Here is an 18,670-nt window from a genome sequence, read left to right on the forward strand (position 1 = left end):
CCGGGACGGGCCGGCACGGGGCAGGGGCGGACCGGAGCGGGCGAGGGCGGCCCACCCGGCTGCCCCGCCCCCGTCGCAGTACGATGATCGGGCCCCGAAGTCGAGGGGGGTTCTCGTAGCTGAGGAGATGCGTACCGGTGCCTGCCCGTCTTCCTTCGTGGGCCTGGGTGACCGGGCTGACCACGGGGGCGATAGCCGCGGTGGCGGTCCTGGCCGTCCAGGCGGACCAGGGGCCGAAGCCCACCGCGTCCACGAGCCGCCCGAGCGCCGCGTCGGCGACGGCGGACGCGAAACCGTCCGCCGAACCGGAGGAGAAGGAGACCGGGACGGAGACGGAAGCGGAGTCGGAGGCGGTCCCGGCCGACTCGGGCACCGGCCGCCGGATCGTCTACTCCCTCGACGACCGGCAGGTGTGGCTGGTGGACGCCAGTGACGCCCCCCGCCGCTCCTTCGAGGTCTGGCCGGGCACGGTCGCCCCCGACCCCGGCACGTACGCGATCGGCACCCGCACCGAGGCCACGACCGGCAGCGACGGCGTCGCCGTCGAGCACATCATGTACTTCGCCGCCAAGTCGGGCGTCTCCATCGCCTTCTCCAACGCCGTCGACGGCTCCTCACCCCCACCACCCGACGGCCGTACCACCGGCGGCATCCGCGTGGCCAAGGAGGACGGCGAGGCCCTGTGGACCTTCGGCACCCCGGGCACCACGGTCCGGGTCGTCGGGTAACGGCCGACCCGGCCGACCCGATGCCGTCGCGGGCAGATCAGTCGGTGTCCTTGGGGTGTCGGGTGGACGCGTACACGAGGTGAACAGTCCGGCGCTCCTCGTCAACGAGGTAGCGAACACGGCCGCCTGCCGTCACCTCGTACTCCCACTGGGCGAGGTCCTGGCCGCGGAGGTCGGCCGTGGCCAGCCGGCCGCGCAGCCTGTGCTGACGATCGAGGTCTGCTCGGGACAGCGGGTCCCTGCGCAGAGCCTCGAAACAGCGACGTGTGTTTCCGGGCGCCTCCGCGCCCAACTCGCCCCACCCCTTCGCTGCCTCGTTCGTCGCGAATCGCAGGTGCCATTCCTCACCACGGAGGGCGGGGCGACATCGTCACCACGCTTGGGGCTCACGGTGCGGTCACCTCGCCATGGTCCTCGTCCGGCAGCCGACGGGTGAGCTGTGCGGTGAGTTCGGGGTCGGCGAGGATGCGGGCCGTGGCGCGCCATTCGACGATGACGCGGTGGAGTTCGCTGTGTATGTCCAGTTGGGCGACGTCGTGCGTGGCGTCGATGAGGTCGGTCACGAACTGCCGCAGCTCTTCCGAGGACAGGTGACGGACCCAGGGGAAGACCGAGGGGAGCGCGCGCTGTATGGCCCGCTCGCCTCCGTCGCTGCGAACGAGGGCGGCGAGTAGGCGGGCGGTGACGTCCGCCGTTTCCTCGCGCTGCTGGTCATGGCGAGCCGTGGTCAGGTAGAGGTCCTCGCCGTCCCGACGTGTGATGTGTACGCGGTGGGCCCGGTCGAGCGTTTCGGCGACACGTCTCGAGTTCTTCGAGAGCTCTGAGAAGGCGACCGTAGGAGTGGACATACCGGAAACCGTACTTCGGAACATGTTCCGAAATCAATCGGTGGCGTAGACCTTTGTCGTGTGGCGATCAGATCTGGTCGTTTCGGGCGCCGCTCCCCTACCTCACCGCGTGCTGAACCGGTCACTCCCGTTCGTTACAGTGCTGGCGTCGTACGTATGCACGGTGGCCTGGGAGGTCTGGTGGACGCGACGGCCGGGCCCGTGTGGGGGCGGCGCGAGCAGCAGGACTTCCGCAGCCGGGTGCGCGGAACGCTGCTCGGGGTCGCCCTCGGGGACGCCCTGGGCGCGCCCGTGGACGGGATGGGAGCCGAGGCGGTACGGGAGGCGTACGGCGCCGCGGGGATCACCGGGTTCGCCCCCGCCCACGACCGGCGCGGAGCCGTCACGCACCTCACCCAGATGACCCTGTTCTCCGTGGACGGGCTGATCCGCGCGCAGGTGCGGCGCGACACCGGCGCCTGGCACCCGCCGACCGACCTGCACCAGGCGTATCTGCGCTGGGCGGTCACGCAACGCGACTGGGGGCCGGACGAGCGCCGCGCGGAGGACGGCTGGCTCGCCCGGCAGGAGTGGCTCTACGCCCGCCGGGACCCGGCCCGCGCCCTGCTGCTGGGGCTCGGCGACGGGATCATGGGGACGCCCGGGTCGCCCAAGAACCCCGGTGAGGCGGGGCCCGAGGCGGCGGCCCGTTCGGCGCCCTTCGGGCTGCTCGTCGGCTGGGAGCCGCACCTCGTCGCCCAGCTCGCCGTGGAGTGCGCGGCCCAGACCCACGGGCACCCGACCGCCTACCTCGCGGCCGGCGCGTACGCGGTGCTCGTGCACGGGCTGGCCCGGGACGAGAGCCTGGACGCGGCGGTGCAGCGGGCGCTCGCGCTGCTGGCCGCCCGGCCGGGGCACCAGCCGGTGTCGGAGGCCCTGCAGCAGGCCCTGGGCGCCGTGCGGCAGGGGATGCCCACCCCGGACCGGGTCACCCGGCTCGCCGGGGCGGGCACGGCGGAAGGCCTCCTCGCCACCGCCGTGTACTGCGCCCTGGTGGGGGAGGACGTACGGCACGGGCTGTGCCTCGCCGTCAACCAGGACGGGCCGAGCGCGGCGGCCGGGGCGCTGACCGGCGGACTGCTGGGCGCCCTGCACGGCGAGACGGCCCTCCCGCCGGCCTGGCTGGCCGAACTGGAGGGCCGTCCCACGATCCTGGAACTCGCCGACGACTTCGCCATGGAGATGACCCAGGGCCCCGCCCTGCACAGCCCCGCCGGCTCGTCCCCGGCCTGGCTGGCGCGCTACCCCCGGGGCGTCGCGGGCTCCCTGCCCGGCTGAACCCGCCTCAGCGCAGCTCGTCCGGGCACGGCGTGCCGCGCGGCACGGTGTACGGCGCCGCCAGCCGGTACGTGCCCGGCTTCGGCGCGATCAGCACCGTCCACCGGTCGCCGTTCGCGTCCTCCTCCGTCTCCATCAGGCAGCCGTTGACGTTGTCGTACGTCTTCGGCACGTCCTCCGCGCCCCCGGCGCCGCCCCTCTCGGAACGCTCCTCGGACTCCGCCGTCTCCTGCGGCGGCTGCAGCTTGTCGCCCTCCGCGTCGACGATGCTCAGCCACGGCGAGTACGGGATGCGCACGAGGATGCGGCCCGCCTCCTCGACCCGCATCGTCATCCCGCCCTGCTCGGCCCGCTCCACGACCGTGTTCGGCTCGGCCAGCGGAGTCGGCTCGCTCACCTCGAACAGCTGCCAGTTCGCGTCGCCCCAGACCTGCTTCAGATAGGGCAGCCCCCGCTGGACCAGCTCCCGCTCCCGCTGACCGCCGTCACCGTCCGGCTCGTCCTTCGGCAGCACCACGAAGTGCACCGCCCAGCGCTTCAGCCATTCGTGGTAGTTCGCCGAGTTGAGCGTGTCGTCGTAGAAGAGCGGATTGCGCTCCATGTCGGCCTGCCGGTTCCAGCCCCGGGCCAGATTGACGTACGGCGCGAGCGCCGAGGCCTCGCGGTGCGAACGCGCCGGCACGACCTCCACCCGGCCCCGCTCCGCACCGACCTCCTGGAGCTCGTTGACCAGCGGCGCCAGCTCACGCGCCCAGGAGGCGGCCGGGGTGGTGTTGACGACGTCGTCGGCCGACTTGAAGCCGATCCACCCGACGAACCCGACGGACGCCACGACGAGCGCGTACCACCTGAGGCTCCGCGGCACCGTGAACGGCAGCGCCGCCACCAGCGCCATCCCGGCGAACAGCATCGCCAGCCGCGTCATGTTGGAGCCGATCTGCGAACTGACCAGCCAGACCAGCACCACCCCCAGTCCGTACACCGCGGCCGTGATCCGGACCGTGATCCACTCCCGGGGCACCAGGACGGCCACCAGGACCGAGAACACCAGCGGCAGGACCACCGAGCCGAACCCCATCGGCTGCGTCCCCGAGAACGGGAACATCCAGGCCGACACCGCCACCACCGCGGTCGGACCCAGCCCCAGCGCCCACGCCCCCGGCCGCCGCTTCTGCAGGAACAGCGCCACCGCCACCAGCCCCACGAACAGGCCCGCGACCGGCGAGGACATCGTGGCCAGCGCCGCCAGCGGCGCCGCGCACAGCGCCTTCGCCCAGCGCTTGTAACGCCAGCGGTGAGGCCAGCAGAACACCACGGCGACCGCGGCCAGCCCGAACATCACGCCCAGCCCGAACGTCACCCGCCCCGAGGCCGCGTTGCCCAGCAGCCCGAACACGCCCGCGAGCGCCGCCCACAGGGGATTGCGCAGACCGGGGAGACCGCGGATCAGCAGCATCGTCAGCAGCGCGGCCGACGCCGTCCCCACGAGCATCATCGTCGTCCGCACCCCGAGGAGCGACATCAGGTACGGCGACACCATGCTGTACGACACCGGGTGCATGCCGCCGTACCAGGCCAGGTTGTACGCGGAGTCGGGGTGCCGGCCGACGAACTCGGCCCAGGCGTCCTGCGCCGCGAGGTCGCCACCGCTGTTCGCGAACGTGAAGAACCAGACGATGTGCAGGACGCCGGCGAGAGCGGTGACGGACAGCACCGGATGCCGCAGCACCCAGGTTCGCACCGCGCGGACGGCGGCCCTGGGACGGGAGACCCGCGCGGGGGCGGGGACGGCGTCCGAGCCGGGTGCGGGTGCGGGGGCGGCGTCCGAGGCGGGTGCGGAGCCGCCCTCAGGGCCGGGTGCGCCGCCCGGCGGCCGGTCCGCCTCCGGCTCGGGTATTCGCGGGCCGGGCCCCGGGCCCGGATCGGCGTCGTCGGCGCGTGTCGGCTCCGCAGTGGCCACCTGAAGGCACTCCCCGTGTCCCGTCTTCTGTTCGCGTTCCGGTCGGCGGTCGCGGCCGTCCGCCGTGGTGCTGACATCCGCGCCCCGGTCACCGGCGACCTGCCCGTTTCGTGACGCTAGCACGCACCCCGCCGACCGGGGCCCAGGACGGGCTCCGGTCGGCGGGGTGCGATGCCCGCCGCTCGCCGGGGAGCGGGGTGGATCAGGCGATGCGCGTCAGCTTGTCCGAGAAGCCGGGCTCCACGAGGTCCTCCTGGAGAGCGACCGGCACCTTGACGGCGGCGCTGTCCTTGCCGTCACCGACGGTGAGCGTGCCCACCTTCGTGCCGGCCTTCTCGGTGTGCGGCAGGGCGTCGGCGGAGAGGTTCAGCTTCACCTTCAGGCCGGCCCAGCCGACCGCGGTGACGTCCTGGGTGACGACGACCGGGGTGCGACCGCCGAACCGGTCGTCGACGTACCCGACGACGTCGCCCTTCTTCAGGATCTTCTCCGAGGTCGGCACGTCCTGCGCGGCGAGCAGCGCGGTCTTGCTGACCGCGTTGACCAGGTCGAGGGTCGACGGTGCCTTGCGCTGACCGAGGATCGCGCCGACGACGGTCACCGTCTGGCCGTCGACCTTCTTGTGGGTGGCGAAGAGCAGGTTGCCGCCGGCCGCGGTGGTGTTGCCGGTCTTGAGCCCGATCGCGCCGATGGTGAAGGGCAGCTGGTTGTGGTTGCTCCAGTACTTGCCGGTCGGGTCCGTCCAGCTGGCCACACTGGTGATGGCCACCATGGCCGGGATCCTCATGGCCGCGCTGCCGAGCTTCACCTGGTCCTCGGCGGTGGAGACGGTGGTCTTGTCCAGACCGGACGGGTCGGTGTACGTCGTGTCGGTCATCCCGAGCTCCTTGGCGGTGGCGTTCATCTTCTCGACGAACGCCTCCTCGGAGCCCGCGTCCCAACGCGCCAGCAGGCGGGCGATGTTGTTCGCAGAGGGGATCATGACCGCGGACAGGGCCTGCTTCTGGGTGAGGAAGTCGCCGGCCTTGACGGTGTTGAGGGTGGACTCGCCCTGCTGGTCGTAGCCGCCCTCCTTCTCCGCCGTCGGGTCGATCTCGATCTTCGGGCCTTCCTCGCCCGGCTTCAGCGGGTGGTCGCGCAGGATGACGTACGCGGTCATGGTCTTGGCGACCGAGCCGATGGCGACCGGCTTCTGCTCACCGAAGTGGTCCATCGCGCCGATGCCGTCGACGCTCATCCAGCCCTGCCCCTCGTCGGGCCAGGGCAGCTTCACCTGGTCGCCGTCGAAGGTGTGGGTTTCCTCGGCGGTGAGTTCGAGCGTGGGGGCGGGAAGCGGGCGCATGTTCTGTACGACCGCGAAGACGATCACCAGCAGAATGGCCAGCGGCGTCCAGATCTTGACCCGCCGCACGGCCGTCCGCAGCGGGGTCTCCGGCGGCGGCGGGGTGTTGGTCAGCTCGGCCAGCAGATCCAACGGCGGCTTGGGCGGCAGCGGCTGCTGCCTGGTCAGCTCCGGCCCGACCTGCGGGACCGAACGGGTGGCGTCGGCGGGGGCGGTGACGGGCGACGCGGGGGCGGGCGACGCGGAGGGCGGCACCCGGAGCGCGGTGGTGACGGAGTCCCCGACCTTCGGGGCCTTGCGCACCTCGGGGTCGTCCAGGTCCTTGAGCGGCACGAACTTGCTGGTGCGCTCGGCCGCGGACTCGGGCTGGGGATCGGTGCCCGCAGCCTTGTCGGTGGCCTTGCCAGCGTCCTTGTCGGCCTTCTCACCGGCCTTCTTGGCAGCGTCGCCCAGCTTCAGCATGGTGGTGGGCTGGTCGACGGCGGGCGCGGAGGGGCGCGGGGCCTTGAAGACGGCGGTGGGCTGATCGGTGCGGGGCGCGCCGGGGGCAGCCTCGTCGGCGTCCTCGGCCTTCCCGGCGTCCTCGGCGTCGGTCTCGTCGGCCCCGGCGGTGGACTTGGCGTCGACGTCGTCGGTGCCGCTCGCCTTGTCCGCGCCGGCCTCGGGCGTGGCCTTGTCGGCCTTGTCGGCCTTCTTGGCGTCCTCGGGTGTCGCGCCCGGGTCGGTGCCGTCGCCGCCGTCGGCGGTGGGAGTGTCGTCCTCGGCGTCCGGGGCGTCGGCGGCGCGGGCGGCGGCGGGGGCCGCGTCGGCGTCGGCCTCCGGTGTCACCTCGGACTCGGACTCGGCCTCCGCGTCCGCGTCCGGTGCGTCGGTACCGTCGGCCCCGGAAGGCTTGCCTGAGCCCTCGTCAGGGCTCTCGCCGCCGCCCTGGGCGTCCTCCCGCTCGTCCTGACCGTTCCGCTCGTCCTGACCGTTCCGCTCGTCCGTGTCATCCCTGTCGGCGTTCTCGGCCTTCTGGGCGCCCTCCGTGCCCTTCCCCGGCCCGTCCTGCTCCGCCTCGTCCGCCGACCGCACCCACGAGGCGGCTACGGCCTGCAGCCGCCCGTCGCCGTCCGTAGCGGAATCGTCACGCCCGTCGGATGCGGCTTCCTTCGCCCCGGACTCCGGCTCGGCGGAATCCGAGGCGTCCTCGTCCATCCGGTCGGCCCGGTCGTCTTCGTCCTCCTGCTCGTCGGTCTGCGCGTCGCGCACCGACAGCACCCGGGTGGCCGTATCGACTCCCCCCACGGAGCCCTTGGCCGACGCGGACGACTCCGACGGCGTCGCGTCCCGGCTCACCGTCAACCGGGGGTCCCGCTTCTCCGTGGAACCCTCCGCCTCGCTCCTGGCCTCGGGAACCGGGCCCGCGCTCCCCGGCGTCGGTTCTGCCGACGACTCGCGCTGCTTCGACCTGTCGGGGGACTCGCCCGCCACCGATGCCTCCTCCGTGCGCCGCGCGTCCGCGCGTACGCCTACCGAACCGTGAATCCGCAATTCGCCCGCCCGGAACAACGCTCAGCGGCGCTGTCCGAACCATGTACCAGTGTCCTGTGTGCGGGCTTCCCCCACGTGGTAGACGAGAACGACATACCTACCGGTTCCCTCACGAACCGGTCACGCGCCCTCGACAGACCAATGTGAGAGGGGTCACCCTGTCATTCATCCACGCGGGGAGGCATGGATGGGCAGGAGCCGAAGAACACTTCCGGAAGAGCTTTTGCTGCTGGCATTGGACCCGACCACGGGTACCACTGCGCAGCCGCAGTCGCTCGACCTCGGTCTGGCCGGAGCACAGCTAGTGGAGCTGGCGCTGGCCGGACGGATAGCCCCAGACGGGGATCGTATCGCCGTGGTGGTGCCACGGCCGACTGGAGATCCGACTCTGGACAGCGCGTTGGAGTTGCTGCGTAGGCGCGGCGCTCCGGTTCGGGCTGTCCACTGGATAGGCGGGCCGCGTCTCGGGCTCCGCCAGACCTACCTCTCGCATCTGGAGCGGTGCGGCATGGTGCATGCCGTGGCGGGCCAGATGTGCGGGGTGTTGCCGACGACTCGCTACCAGGCGACGGACACCGAGATCAGCCGGGAGATCAGGGCCCGGCTGGACTCCGCGATCCGCACCGGCGTGCCGCCGGACCCGCGGACCGCGGCGCTCGCCGCACTGGCGCACGCGGTGGGCCTCGGCAAACACCTGTACCCGGGGAACGAGGGTCGCTCCTCGCGCTCCCGGTTGCGGGACCTGATCCGGCACGACCCGATGGGCGGCCTGGTGGCGCATGCCGTGATGGACGTGCAGAACGGTGCGGCGGCCCAGCCGCGCCGTGGCGCGGCCCCGGCAGGCGGCCGTCAGACCACCACCGGCGGCCGGGGCGGACCGGAACCCGCCCGAGGGGTACCGGCCCAGCCGCGCCACGGATCCATGGCGCGCGCCGCCGCCCACTAGGCCGACGGCCGGGCCCCGCGGGGCCCCTGGTCGGCCACGGCACCACAGACCCGGTCACGGGAGCCGCTGTTCGAGCGGGGCGGAGAGAGTTCACGGCTCTCTCCGCCCCGCTCGGCATGCCGCGAACCGGTGGACGCCGTGACCGCTCGCAACCGCTCGACACCGCAACCGACCGACGTTACCCGTCCGCACCGGTCCGTGGCGTCACCACACCGCGAACTGCCGGACAGCGGCCGCATAACCGCTGTTTCCCAGCGGTAGGAAGCACCTTGGTGGCAGTCTGCTCAACACCAGATACGCAAAGTGGCAAGTACGAGTAAGTACGAGGCACGCAGCCGGAGGTGCACGTCCCGTGGCGTCCAATGTCAATCCCACCGTCAGGCGACGCCGGCTGGGCCAGGAGCTCCGCAGGCTCCGCGAGCTCAAGGGCATGACGGCCGAGGAAGTGGCGGAACGACTGCTGGTGTCGCAGTCGAAGATCAGCCGGCTGGAGAACGGCCGGCGCAGCATCAGCCAGCGTGACGTCCGCGACCTCTGCGGCGTCTACGAGGTCGAGGACCAGCGGATCGTCGAGTCGCTGATGCAGATGGCCAAGGACTCCCGCCAGCAGGGCTGGTGGCACGCCTTCGGTGACATCCCGTACAGCGTCTACATCGGCCTGGAGACGGACGCGGAGTCGCTCAGGGTCTACGAACCGCAGATCATCACCGGCCTGTTGCAGACCCGTGCGTACGCCGAGGCGATCGTCCAGGGCGGTTCGCCCGAGTCGTCCGACCAGGAGAACGACAAGCGGGTCGAGGTGCGTCTGCGCCGACAGGGCCGGATCACCGCCGACAAGGACCCGCTGCGGCTGTGGGTGGTCCTGGACGAGGCGTCGCTGCGCCGGGTCGTCGGGAGCGGCCAGGTCATGCGTGAACAGCTGGAGCACGTGATGGAGCTGTCCCAGCTGCCGCACATCACCGTGCAGGTGCTGCCGTTCGAGGTCGGCGCGCACTCCGGCATCAACGGCCAGTACTCGATCCTGGAGTTCGCGGACGCGGCCGACTCGAGCGTCGTGTACATCGAGGGCGTGACCAGCGACCTGTACCTGGAGAAGCCGCACGACGTGCAGAAGTACACCGTGATGTACGAGCACTTGAGGGCGCAGTCCCTGAACGTGGAACAGTCCCGCCAGCTCGTGGAACGCGTGGCGAAGGAGTACGCGCGCTGACCTCCCGGAGGGGAGGGCGGGATGCTACACCGCTGCCGTGCCTGACTGGAAGTATCTCTTGGGATATGCCACCCGGTCGAGTGAATGGCTGCGCCGGAAAAGGATGCCGACCAGTAGCGTCGATCACGCCGGCCACGAACGAAGGTTGGCGCAATCCGTTCTGCGGGTCCCTGCCGGAATGCGCAGCCCGGTGACAGCAACTCAGCAACTGGCTACGGAGCGAACATGGCAATTCGTCTGGGCACCACGGAAACGTGGACGACGTCCTCCTACACCAACAACAACGGCGCGTGCGTGATGGTCAGGTCGACCACCGTGGAGGCACTGGAGCTCGGGGACACCAAGATCCCCGAGGGCCCGAAGCTGGCCTTCCCCACGGACGCGTGGACCGCTTTCGTGGCCTCGGTGAAGGTCTGAGGAGGCCGGAACCGGACAGAGCTCCACGGAGCCCTCTCGACGAGACCGCCGTCCTTGCCGAGAGGGCTCGGCCCATCCCGTCACCCTCTCGGCCCGGCGAACGCCTCCCCGCGACCCGCCTCACCTCGCCATGTCGGCTCGACGGCTCACCGCACCGGAAAAGCGACGTCACCTGATAGCCGGAGGATGCCCCGGCCTTCAGGCCGGGGAGGAATCCGGACCCCCGCGTAGCGGGGCAGGAGAAGCGGGATCGCCGTCAGGGCGATCGCGCGTACCGGAAGCGACGGCGGCGAGGCCGACCTCGATCAGGTGCAGGATCTCGGAGTTGATGGACCGCCGGTCCGCAGCCGCTTGCGCGCGGACGCGGGCATGCAAGTCGTCAGGAAAGCGCACATTAAAATTGACCATGCAGCCACGGTATAGCTAAAGTCCAGCCATGACGATGCGAGAGGAGGCGGCATGACCGAGCACGCCCGGTACGCCTACCGCCTCCGCGTGTCGTCGACCGCCCGCACGGGTCTCATGGCCGAGTGGGCACGGTGCCGGTGGGTGTGGAACGAGTGCGTGGCCATGTCGCGCAAGGTCCACGCCCTGAACCAGGATGCGGCCGAGAAGACGACGTGCGGCCCGGCCCAGCTCGACAAGATGCTGACCGAGGCCCGCACCGTCGTGGGGTGGCTGCGTGAAGGCAGTTCCGTGCCCCAGCAGCAGACCATCCGCGACTTTGCCAAGTCCAGGGCGAAGGCCGTGAAAGACATCAAGGCTCGACTGTCAATGCGGCAGCGCGCCGGGATGCCTCGGACCAAGCGCAAGCGTGACGCGCTGCCCACACTGAACTACACCCAGCGCGGGTTCCGGCTGAAGGACGGCCGCCTGCACTTGGCGGGCGGCATCGTGCTGACGGTGGTGTGGTCCCGGGAACTTTCGGCAGCCCCGTCCAGCGTGCGCGTCCACCAGGACTCCGTGGGGCACTGGTACGCCTCGTTCGTCGTCGCCACCGAGACCCAGTCGCTCCCGGAAACGGGCACGGTGATCGGCGTGGACTGGGGCGTCAAGGAGACCGCCACCACCACGAGCGACGCGCACGACTTGCCGCATGCCCAGCATGGTAAGAAAGTCGCGCAGCGCCTGTCGCGCTATCAGCGGATGATGGCCCGTCGTCGGCCGGAGCGCGGTCAGGCCGGGTCGAAGGGCTACCGGCAGGCGAAGAAGCAGGTCGCGAAGCTGCACAAGAAGGTCGCCCGGCAGCGGCAGGACACCGCCCGCAAGTGGGCGAAGAGGGTTGTCCGGGACCACGACGCCATCGCGGTGGAGGACTTCCGGCCGAAGTTCCTCTCCAGGACCACCATGGCACGCAAGGCCGCCGACGCGGCGATCGGCGCCACCAGGACGGCCCTGGTCGAGATGGGCCGCAAGCACGGCCGGGATGTGCGCCTGGTGCATCCCGCGCACACCACGATGGACTGCGCGCACTGCGGGGCGAGAGCCAAGCACCGCCTGCCGCTGTCGACACGAACGTATACCTGCACCGCGTGCGGAGCCGTGTCCCCCAGGGACAAGAACTCCGCACGCGTGATGCTGGTCCGGGCTGGTCTCAACCCGGCTGGTGCTGAGGGCACAAGACCTCCGGGAGCGCTGCTCCCGGAGGCGGCCTGAGCCAGGAATCCCCTTCCTTCAGGGAGGGGAGGATGTCAAACACCGGATCCTCCGCCCCGGCGGCCTCCCAGTCCGCGAAGTACACCTCCCTGCACGGACCCGCGGCCGTCAGCCCCTCGGCCGCCATCCACTGCTCCACCGCCTCGAACGCGGCCAGGATCTGCGGATGCGCCACCTGCGCCTTGGTGATCCGGGTGTGGGCCAGCCGCTGGGCCGGCTCCACCCGCACCGTCGTCTCCCACGCCCGGCCCCGTGCCTCGGCCCAGGCCCGTGCCGCCGCCTCGTCGGCGACCGGCACGCACGCCTCGGCAGGACCGTCGCTCTCCATCGACACCTCGGCGTGGTAGGCGACGAACGGCACCCCGGCCACACCTCCGCACTCCGCGGCGCCCCGCTCCAGCCGTTCCAGCGCCGCCCCGATCCACGCGGGCAACTCGTCCGCCAGCGTGTGCCGCGTCTCGGTGATCAGCACCTGCTGCGGCACGTCCACCGTCTCGACCGCGAACTTTCCGTACATCTCGGAACTCCTCCCAGAGAGCCGTCCACGGAGGAATGCGGCCAGTGTCCGCTGTCCGGCGATCCGGGCCTCGACGTCCGCCCAGTAGGCGGCGAGCCGGTCGGCCGCGGCCGCACCGTCGTCCGCGTCGAGAACCTCGGCGATCCGGGCGAGCGGCATGTCCAGCTGACGCAGCAGCGCCACCGTACGGGCCCGCTCGACCTGACCCGTCCGGTAGGACCGGTAACCGGTGACCTCGTCGACCCGCGCCGGCGCCAGCAGCCCCAGCCGGTCGTACAACCGCAACGCCTTGGCCGACAGCCGCGCCCGCGCCGCGAACGCGCCGATCCCGAGCAGTTCCCCGCTCTCCGGATCCACCTCTGGGTCCACCGCGCCATCCTCCGTCGTCGGGCGGCCCGTCCGCCCGACGACACGAACGCTGGACCCTGCCCCAGGGACAAGGTCAACGCGGCCCCCGAAACCGGACGCCGGGGCGTCAGCTCTTGAGGGGGCTGCTAACCGAGCGCGCCCTCGACCGCCGCCACGAGCTCCGCCGCCTCCGGCTCGGTCTGCGGCGAGAACCGGGCGACGACCTCGCCGTCCCGCCCGATCAGGAACTTCTCGAAGTTCCAGCGGATGTCCCCGCTGTGCCCCTCGGAGTCCGCGAAGCCGACCAGCCGCTCGTACAGCGGGTGCCGCCCCTCCCCGTTGACCTCGACCTTCTCGGTCATCGGGAAGGTCACCCCGTACGTCGCGGAGCAGAACTCGGCGATCTCCTCCGAGGTGCCCGGCTCCTGCCCCATGAACTGGTTGCAGGGCACCCCGAGCACCGTGAAGCCCCGCGCCGCGTACTTCTCGTGCAGCAGCTCCAGCCCGGCGTACTGCGGCGTCAGCCCGCACTTGGAGGCCACGTTCACCACCAGCACGACCTGCCCCGCATACCGCCCCAGCCCGGCGGACCCACCGCTCAGAGCACCGATCTCGACATCGAGGGGAGAAGAACCGTTGGTCTCTACAGTCGTCATACCCGGATGCTAACTCCGCCCGTCACGGGACATCCCCGTACCCGCCTCCAAGAGCACCTCACCGGCCGCCGACCGTACGTACAACACGGACCGCCCCGCCCGGCCTCACCGCTCCACCAGCCCCGCCTCCAGCAGCACCCGCAGATGGCGGCCTGGCCCTGCCCCGCCGCCGCCCGCGCGCCTTTGGCCGCCCCTCCGTACGAGCCACCTGGTGCGCGAACGCCGCCCTCTGGTCGTCCCCACCCCGCCGTCACGTCTACCTGGCGCTGTGGATCCCCAACGGCCTGATCGTCGGCTGCGAATCCCTCTACGTCCCCTACGCCCCCGAGGCCGCCGGCACCCTCTTCGCCTGCGCCGCCTTCGGCATGCTGGTCGGCGACATCATCATCGGCCGCCTGGTCCCGCCCAGCCGCAGAGCCCGCCTGGGCACCCCGCTCCTCCTGCTCCTGGCCACCCCGTACCTGCTCTTCGCCCTCCACCCGCCTCTCCCCGTGGCCGCCGTCCTGGTCGCCGTGGCCTCGGTCGGCTTCGGAGCGAGCCTGGTCCACCAGGAGCGCCTGACGACCCTCACCCCGCCCCACCTCTCCGGCCACGCCCTCGGCCTCCACTCCTCAGGCATGCTCACCCTCCAGGGCCTCTCCGCCACCCTGGCCGGCACCCTGGCTCAACTGACCACCCCGGCAATCACCATGACAGCCCTCGCGGCGACGTCCCTGACGGTGACGGCAGCACTGGCGGCAACGTCAAGCCGCCACAACAAACGACACGCATCGACGGAGAGGCCGGCACCCTCAACCCCCACCATCGGGTCGCGAACCCCAGCCGCCCACGAAACCAAAGACACCGATCACACCTGATCGCTGTGTTTCTCCTTCTCCTCCAGGCTCCTCGCCATCCAGGCCCGACAAGCCCAGCGGGCAAGGGCACCCACGGCCAGGGAGACGAGGATGGCGCCCCAGTCGATGACATGAGGCAACCCGGGGAAGAACGCGAAGAAGGCGAGAGCCGCGACAAGCCCCGCAACGAACGACACGATCCCGGCCCGGCGCCGACGCATTTCAGATCCCGGATCCGTGCCCGGCCCACGCTGCTCGGTCATGAATGACTCACTTCGTGATGTGGTGACACTGACTTACTCGCTGTACCCCGTTGACGTAGAGGTGGGCGCATGCCTTGCCGTAATGCGGCAGACGCTGTGGAGAGTTGTTGCGCACGGGGTCGATCTTGCATTCGCTGTGCGTTCTGCCGGGGGACGTCCGGTAGGCCCTGTTGTTCGTGTCGGCTTAGGTGAAGTCGATGCGCCAGTTGCAGAAGCCGCTGCTGAGTGCGCCCACGAAGGCGCAGTCGACATCGGCGTTCTGGTAGGTGATCTTCTTGCCGCTCCCGCGGACGGCGTGCGTGAACATGCACCCGGTCGGGATCTTCATCGTCACGCCACCGACGTTGTACTCGAAGGTGCGGACCGGCGCCGACCCGATCGCGCCGGCATGTGCCGCAGATGGCGTTGTGGCGACGAGGGCGCTCGCCGCAGCGAGTGCGGTGGCCAAGCGTACGACACGCGACCGCATCAAGATGATCTCCTTCTGGTTGTTCCTGGCGAACGTCGGGAACAACCAGGAATTGCCCTTTCGGGTTGTCTGTTGTCGGGCGGTTTCACCATGACAGGTGATCACGTGATTGCCGCGCTGACCTGCAGAAACGTTACCCGGGGTCGCCAGTGTCGGCCGTCGGCCCTGAGGCCAGGAAGCCTTGGTGCTCCAGCCGTAGTTGTGGATCTTGGTGGGTTGCCATCGGCAGGCAGCCGGGTGCGGGAGAAGCGGGCGGAGTGAGGGCTCACTCATTGACGGAGTGAGCCCTCACTCCGTACTCTCGCGGTCATGACAGCACCCAGGGAGAACCCGACCACCCGCCGCCGCGCCCCCGGCATGTCACCGGAGCAGCGCCGCGCGATGATCATCCAGACCGCGATCCCGCTGATCGCCGAGTACGGCGCCGCGGTGACGACCGCGAAGATCGCCCGCGCCGCGGGCATCGGCGAGGGCACGATCTTCCGGGTCTTCGCCGACAAGGACGAGCTGCTGCAGGCATGCATGGCCGAGGCGCTCTCTCCCGAGCACGCGGTCCGCGAACTCGACGCGATCGACGTGTCCCAGCCGCTGCCCGACCGGCTCGCGGAGGCGGCCGAGGCGCTGCAGGCGCACCTGTCCCGGATGGGCGCGATCGCCGGCTCGCTGGGGCATCGCGGCGGCAAGCACCCCGGCACGGTGCGCGGCGCGGGCCGCGAGGAGTCGACGACCCGTATCCGCGCGGCCCTCGCGGAGCTGCTGGAGCCCGACAGGGCCGCCCTGCGCCGGCCGCCGGAGCAGATCGCGGCCCTCTTCTTCGGGCTGCTCTTCACCCAACCGCGTACGGAGGACGAGCCCGACCTGACCCCGCAGGAGCTGGTGGAGGTCTTCCTGCACGGGGCGCTCTCGGGGGGCGCCAAGTGAGCACGCGGAAAAGGCGTCTGGGGGTGACGGCCCTGGCCGTCCTGGCCCCCGTCCTGGTGTGGCTGGTCGCGGACCCCCTGCTGGGGCACCGACTGCGGATCGCCGACGGCGAGCAGACACTCGACATCGGCGCCGTGCCCGTGGCGGTCGTCGCACTGCTCGCGTCGCTCTCCGGCTGGGGACTGCTGACCGCCCTGGAGCGGTTCGGGGCGCGGCGCGCCCGCGCCATCTGGACCGGGGTGGCCGGCACCGTACTGGCCGTGTCTTTCCTGCCGTTCATCGGCGACGGCATGGACGGCGGCACCCGGGTCTCCCTCGCTCTGATGCACCTGGCGGTGGCGGCGGTGCTGATCCCGGGGCTGGGCGGCAGGTCCCCCCGGGCGGGAGCCGGTGCCGCCAGGGGATGACCGTCGGCACCAAGTACGCCGCGAACAGCACCAGATGGAGGCAACCCTGCCAGAGCGTCGCGCGGCCGGGGATGACCATCAGAGTGCCCACCACGGTCGAGATGAAGAGCGGTACCTGGTGGGTCGGGCCGAGGCCCAGCAAGAGCGGACCCTCGCGCCGGATCGCTGCGATGCCACCGCCGGGATGGTCAGGCCGATGCCGGCGATGTCGGAGCCGTAGGCGAGGTCGGGGGAGGTCTGGGGGTGGGGTCGGAGACGGGTGCGGCCACCGGTGATCATCGGCGTGTGAAGACAGAAGATCAGGCGGTGGCCGCTGGTCACAGCGTAGCCCCGGGCCGTTGGGGCGATGACTTCGCAGGGCTGGTGCGGCGCATAGCCGGACGGTTCGCGCGTGCCGAACCCCGCCGTCGGGTGGGGAAGTTCGCCCGAGGGCGGGAGACCTATCTCGCCCATCGGGGATGGTGTCCCTGTGGGTGATGCAGGGGATCTCCGCGGTCCCGAGGCTGCGGGGCCGGAGACGGATGCCGTGCCGAAAACCGTGAGCAGTCGGCGGGCATGTGTCAGGTGAGCGCTCAAATGAGCGGCATCAGGACAGGTGTGGCCGAAGTGCTCACGGTTTTGGGGCGGTGTGTCCTCCCCGGGGCGCGGGCGCGCGTCCGGACATCGCACGCGTCGAGGCCGCCGTCCCACCGGGCGGTCGCGGGACATCGTCCGCACGAGCAGCCGACCGCCCCCGGCGAGGTCCGATGCGCCGTCACTCGATCTCACGTCCGCCGGGCGGCACCACCGTCTTCGAGCCGCGACGCCGCCTTCAGATCCCTTGCACCACCCGCAGGGACACCATCCCATCGGGCCGGTCGTATATGGGGGATGTCATCGGGTCGCCCTCTGCCTGCAGGCGCCTTCAGCGGCGCTGATCCGGTACTCCACGGTGCTGGTGCCGTGGCCGAGCAGGTACTGCGCACTGGAAGTGCTGGTCAACAGCTGCTAGTCGTCTTGCCTTTGGTGTTGCAGAGCTTGACGAGAACGGTCTGCGGTTTCTCCCCCAGGCTCCTCACCATCCACGCGACAGGCAGGGGGACGACCCGTGGTCGACCCCCTACCCGCCTGCCCGGCTACGCCTTGCGCCCCACCCCGCAGAAGGCGTCCACGTCCTTCGCTTCATCCTCGTCCGGCGCGCCGGCCTCCGGCCGCCATTCCGGGACCCGTACGACGCCCGGCTCCAGCAGCTCCAGGCCGTCGAAGAACCCGGCGATCTCCTCGACCTCGCGCACGTAGTACGGCACGGCGCCGCTCGCGTTGTAGGCGTTCGAGGCCGCGACCATGCCCTCGCTCGTGGCCGTACTGTCGCTGATCACCAGGTAACTCCCCGAGGGAAGCCCCGCCATGAGCCGGCGCACCAGATCACGCGCCTGCTCGTAGTCGGCGACGTGGCCGAGCGTGTTGAGGATCATCAGCGCGACGGGCTGGGACATGTCCAGCGTCCCGGCGGCGGCCCGCAGGACGGACTCCGGGTCGTAGAGATCGGCGTCCAGATAGTCCGTCCGGCCCTCGGGGGTGCTGGTCAGCAGGGCGTTGGCGTGGGTCAGCACGATCGGGTCGTTGTCGACGTACACGATCCGCGCGTCCGGAGCGACGCGCTGCGCCACCTGGTGCGTGTTGTCGGCGGTCGGCAGTCCCGTACCGATGTCCAGAAACTGCCGTATCCCCTGCTGCCCGGCCAGATGCCCGACGGCCCGCCCGAGGAACAGTCGACTGGTGTGGGCCACGTCGACCAGCCCGGGGAAGATGCCCTTGATCTGGTCCCCGATCTCCCGGTCGACCTTGTAGTTGTCCTTGCCCCCGACGAAGTAGTTCCAGAACCGCGCCGAGTGCGGCTTCGTCGTATCGATGCGGGCACGTGTCTCGAAACCGGCACTGTCCGGGGTGGTGTCCTCCGACACGGCTGAGCCTCCTGTGATGAGCGCGATCAGTGCGCCCAACGTAGGCGAACGTGACCGGATTTCACCCTGGTTGGCGTCAAACCCAGCGATCGAAGCACCTGTTCCGGCCACTTCGCTGCGTGGCAGAGAGCTTGTTGCTACACCAGAGGTCCCGGTTGGGCCTTCAAGCCGCCGACGAAGGCGGCGAAGACCGGAGCGGGTACGGAGAAAGCGGCACGGGCCGGGTACTTCGAGTCACGGATGGCTATGCGGGCGTCGTCAGCCTCCGAGATCTCCACGCAGTCGTTGCCTTCACCGCCCCCGGAGAAGGAGGACTTGCGCCAGCGAGTAGAGGGGTGGGCGGTCATTGGGTT

Annotated in this window: 20 protein-coding genes and 2 pseudogenes; 10 read left to right on the forward strand and 12 right to left on the reverse strand. The window is 70.8% G+C overall.

Annotation, left to right across the window (positions count from 1 at the left end; genetic code table 11):
- The first annotated feature begins 137 nt into the window (after positions 1 to 137).
- Entirely contained in the window at positions 138 to 728 is a 591-nt protein-coding gene (locus PYS65_RS20560; protein WP_279335393.1) for a hypothetical protein, read from the forward strand.
- Between the two features lie 37 nt (positions 729 to 765).
- On the opposite strand, the gene PYS65_RS20565 is transcribed toward PYS65_RS20560, so the two are convergent.
- Positions 766 to 1,020, reverse strand: coding sequence for a hypothetical protein (locus tag PYS65_RS20565; protein WP_279335394.1), 255 nt, complete (start codon positions 1,018 to 1,020; stop codon positions 766 to 768).
- A 94-nt stretch (positions 1,021 to 1,114) separates the two neighbouring features.
- The gene (locus PYS65_RS20570) at positions 1,115 to 1,576 is read right to left on the reverse strand and encodes a prevent-host-death family protein (protein ID WP_279335395.1); all 462 of its coding nucleotides are present in this window, start codon (positions 1,574 to 1,576) and stop codon (positions 1,115 to 1,117) included.
- Between the two features lie 180 nt (positions 1,577 to 1,756).
- Here PYS65_RS20570 and PYS65_RS20575 point away from each other — a divergent pair, with 180 nt between their 5' ends.
- The gene (locus PYS65_RS20575) at positions 1,757 to 2,893 is read left to right on the forward strand and encodes an ADP-ribosylglycohydrolase family protein (protein ID WP_279338018.1); all 1,137 of its coding nucleotides are present in this window, start codon (positions 1,757 to 1,759) and stop codon (positions 2,891 to 2,893) included.
- Positions 2,894 to 2,900: 7 nt separating this feature from the next.
- Here the strand turns inward: PYS65_RS20575 and PYS65_RS20580 are convergent, their stop codons facing one another.
- Positions 2,901 to 4,853, reverse strand: coding sequence for an MFS transporter (locus PYS65_RS20580; RefSeq protein ID WP_279335396.1), 1,953 nt, complete (start codon positions 4,851 to 4,853; stop codon positions 2,901 to 2,903).
- A 202-nt stretch (positions 4,854 to 5,055) separates the two neighbouring features.
- Positions 5,056 to 7,482 carry a D-alanyl-D-alanine carboxypeptidase gene (locus PYS65_RS20585; RefSeq protein WP_279335397.1) on the reverse strand — a complete coding sequence of 809 codons (2,427 nt, stop codon included), beginning with the start codon at positions 7,480 to 7,482 and terminating at the stop codon, positions 5,056 to 5,058.
- Between the two features lie 7 nt (positions 7,483 to 7,489).
- Between PYS65_RS20585 and PYS65_RS20590 the strand changes: the two genes are divergently transcribed.
- From PYS65_RS20590 to PYS65_RS20605, 4 genes are all read left to right on the forward strand, one after another.
- Complete coding sequence (locus PYS65_RS20590; protein WP_279335398.1) at positions 7,490 to 7,720, forward strand: hypothetical protein; 231 nt, start codon at positions 7,490 to 7,492, stop codon at positions 7,718 to 7,720.
- A gap of 195 nt (positions 7,721 to 7,915) precedes the next feature.
- On the forward strand, positions 7,916 to 8,674 hold the full coding sequence (locus PYS65_RS20595) for a GOLPH3/VPS74 family protein (RefSeq protein WP_279335399.1): 759 nt from the start codon (positions 7,916 to 7,918) through the stop codon (positions 8,672 to 8,674).
- Positions 8,675 to 9,026: 352 nt separating this feature from the next.
- Positions 9,027 to 9,884 (forward strand): helix-turn-helix domain-containing protein, encoded by an 858-nt coding sequence (locus PYS65_RS20600; protein ID WP_279335400.1) that lies wholly within the window; start codon positions 9,027 to 9,029, stop codon positions 9,882 to 9,884.
- A gap of 225 nt (positions 9,885 to 10,109) precedes the next feature.
- Positions 10,110 to 10,301 carry a DUF397 domain-containing protein gene (locus tag PYS65_RS20605; protein ID WP_279335401.1) on the forward strand — a complete coding sequence of 64 codons (192 nt, stop codon included), beginning with the start codon at positions 10,110 to 10,112 and terminating at the stop codon, positions 10,299 to 10,301.
- Between the two features lie 198 nt (positions 10,302 to 10,499).
- Here the strand turns inward: PYS65_RS20605 and PYS65_RS20610 are convergent, their stop codons facing one another.
- The gene (locus PYS65_RS20610) at positions 10,500 to 10,709 is read right to left on the reverse strand and encodes a TA system antitoxin ParD family protein (protein WP_279335402.1); all 210 of its coding nucleotides are present in this window, start codon (positions 10,707 to 10,709) and stop codon (positions 10,500 to 10,502) included.
- A 51-nt stretch (positions 10,710 to 10,760) separates the two neighbouring features.
- Here PYS65_RS20610 and PYS65_RS20615 point away from each other — a divergent pair, with 51 nt between their 5' ends.
- Positions 10,761 to 11,957: an RNA-guided endonuclease InsQ/TnpB family protein gene (locus PYS65_RS20615; RefSeq protein ID WP_279335403.1), complete on the forward strand. Its 1,197-nt coding sequence runs from the start codon at positions 10,761 to 10,763 to the stop codon at positions 11,955 to 11,957.
- Here the strand turns inward: PYS65_RS20615 and PYS65_RS20620 are convergent.
- The 3 genes and pseudogenes from PYS65_RS20620 to PYS65_RS20630 form a co-directional block, all read right to left on the reverse strand.
- On the reverse strand, positions 11,896 to 12,843 hold the full coding sequence (locus PYS65_RS20620; RefSeq protein ID WP_279335404.1) for a MerR family transcriptional regulator: 948 nt from the start codon (positions 12,841 to 12,843) through the stop codon (positions 11,896 to 11,898). The genes PYS65_RS20615 and PYS65_RS20620 overlap by 62 nt on opposite strands.
- 125 nt (positions 12,844 to 12,968) lie before the next feature.
- Positions 12,969 to 13,478, reverse strand: coding sequence for a glutathione peroxidase (locus PYS65_RS20625; RefSeq protein WP_279335405.1), 510 nt, complete (start codon positions 13,476 to 13,478; stop codon positions 12,969 to 12,971).
- 9 nt (positions 13,479 to 13,487) lie between these two features.
- Positions 13,488 to 13,637, reverse strand: a pseudogene (locus tag PYS65_RS20630) (transcriptional regulator); the annotation flags it as partial.
- Here PYS65_RS20630 and PYS65_RS20635 point away from each other — a divergent pair.
- Positions 13,631 to 14,335, forward strand: a pseudogene (locus PYS65_RS20635) (MFS transporter); the annotation flags it as partial. The pseudogenes PYS65_RS20630 and PYS65_RS20635 sit on opposite strands and share 7 nt — an antisense overlap.
- Here PYS65_RS20635 and PYS65_RS20640 read toward each other — a convergent pair.
- Together PYS65_RS20640 and PYS65_RS20645 are read right to left on the reverse strand one after the other, a co-directional pair.
- Positions 14,326 to 14,577 carry a hypothetical protein gene (locus PYS65_RS20640; RefSeq protein ID WP_279335406.1) on the reverse strand — a complete coding sequence of 84 codons (252 nt, stop codon included), beginning with the start codon at positions 14,575 to 14,577 and terminating at the stop codon, positions 14,326 to 14,328. The pseudogene PYS65_RS20635 and the gene PYS65_RS20640 overlap by 10 nt on opposite strands.
- Before the next feature lie 184 nt (positions 14,578 to 14,761).
- Positions 14,762 to 15,049 carry a hypothetical protein gene (locus PYS65_RS20645; protein WP_279335407.1) on the reverse strand — a complete coding sequence of 96 codons (288 nt, stop codon included), beginning with the start codon at positions 15,047 to 15,049 and terminating at the stop codon, positions 14,762 to 14,764.
- A gap of 306 nt (positions 15,050 to 15,355) precedes the next feature.
- Here PYS65_RS20645 and PYS65_RS20650 point away from each other — a divergent pair, with 306 nt between their 5' ends.
- Entirely contained in the window at positions 15,356 to 15,967 is a 612-nt protein-coding gene (locus tag PYS65_RS20650; RefSeq protein ID WP_279335408.1) for a TetR/AcrR family transcriptional regulator, read from the forward strand.
- Positions 15,964 to 16,374: a DUF6069 family protein gene (locus PYS65_RS20655; protein ID WP_279335409.1), complete on the forward strand. Its 411-nt coding sequence runs from the start codon at positions 15,964 to 15,966 to the stop codon at positions 16,372 to 16,374. The genes PYS65_RS20650 and PYS65_RS20655 overlap by 4 nt, the downstream gene beginning before the upstream one ends.
- 1,115 nt (positions 16,375 to 17,489) lie before the next feature.
- Here PYS65_RS20655 and PYS65_RS20665 read toward each other — a convergent pair.
- Both PYS65_RS20665 and PYS65_RS20670 read right to left on the reverse strand, forming a co-directional pair.
- Positions 17,490 to 18,317, reverse strand: coding sequence for an SAM-dependent methyltransferase (locus PYS65_RS20665; protein ID WP_279335410.1), 828 nt, complete (start codon positions 18,315 to 18,317; stop codon positions 17,490 to 17,492).
- Between the two features lie 137 nt (positions 18,318 to 18,454).
- The gene (locus PYS65_RS20670) at positions 18,455 to 18,664 is read right to left on the reverse strand and encodes a DUF397 domain-containing protein (protein ID WP_279335411.1); all 210 of its coding nucleotides are present in this window, start codon (positions 18,662 to 18,664) and stop codon (positions 18,455 to 18,457) included.
- Between the last annotated feature and the right edge of the window lie 6 nt (positions 18,665 to 18,670).

This window comes from Streptomyces cathayae (assembly GCF_029760955.1).
In the GTDB taxonomy this organism is placed as follows: Bacteria; Actinomycetota; Actinomycetes; order Streptomycetales; family Streptomycetaceae; genus Streptomyces; species Streptomyces cathayae.

Bases quoted from the DNA above. Each gene is read 5' to 3' on its own strand.
- PYS65_RS20625 (WP_279335405.1), bottom strand. From the start codon at position 13,478: ATGACGACTGTAGAGACCAACGGTTCTTCTCCCCTCGATGTCGAGATC.
- PYS65_RS20615 (WP_279335403.1), top strand. From the start codon at position 10,761: ATGACCGAGCACGCCCGGTACGCCTACCGCCTCCGCGTGTCGTCGACC.
- PYS65_RS20640 (WP_279335406.1), bottom strand. From the start codon at position 14,577: ATGACCGAGCAGCGTGGGCCGGGCACGGATCCGGGATCTGAAATGCGT.
- PYS65_RS20670 (WP_279335411.1), bottom strand. From the start codon at position 18,664: ATGACCGCCCACCCCTCTACTCGCTGGCGCAAGTCCTCCTTCTCCGGG.
- PYS65_RS20610 (WP_279335402.1), bottom strand. From the start codon at position 10,709: ATGGTCAATTTTAATGTGCGCTTTCCTGACGACTTGCATGCCCGCGTC.
- PYS65_RS20605 (WP_279335401.1), top strand. From the start codon at position 10,110: ATGGCAATTCGTCTGGGCACCACGGAAACGTGGACGACGTCCTCCTAC.
- PYS65_RS20570 (WP_279335395.1), bottom strand. From the start codon at position 1,576: ATGTCCACTCCTACGGTCGCCTTCTCAGAGCTCTCGAAGAACTCGAGA.
- PYS65_RS20595 (WP_279335399.1), top strand. From the start codon at position 7,916: ATGGGCAGGAGCCGAAGAACACTTCCGGAAGAGCTTTTGCTGCTGGCA.
- PYS65_RS20650 (WP_279335408.1), top strand. From the start codon at position 15,356: ATGACAGCACCCAGGGAGAACCCGACCACCCGCCGCCGCGCCCCCGGC.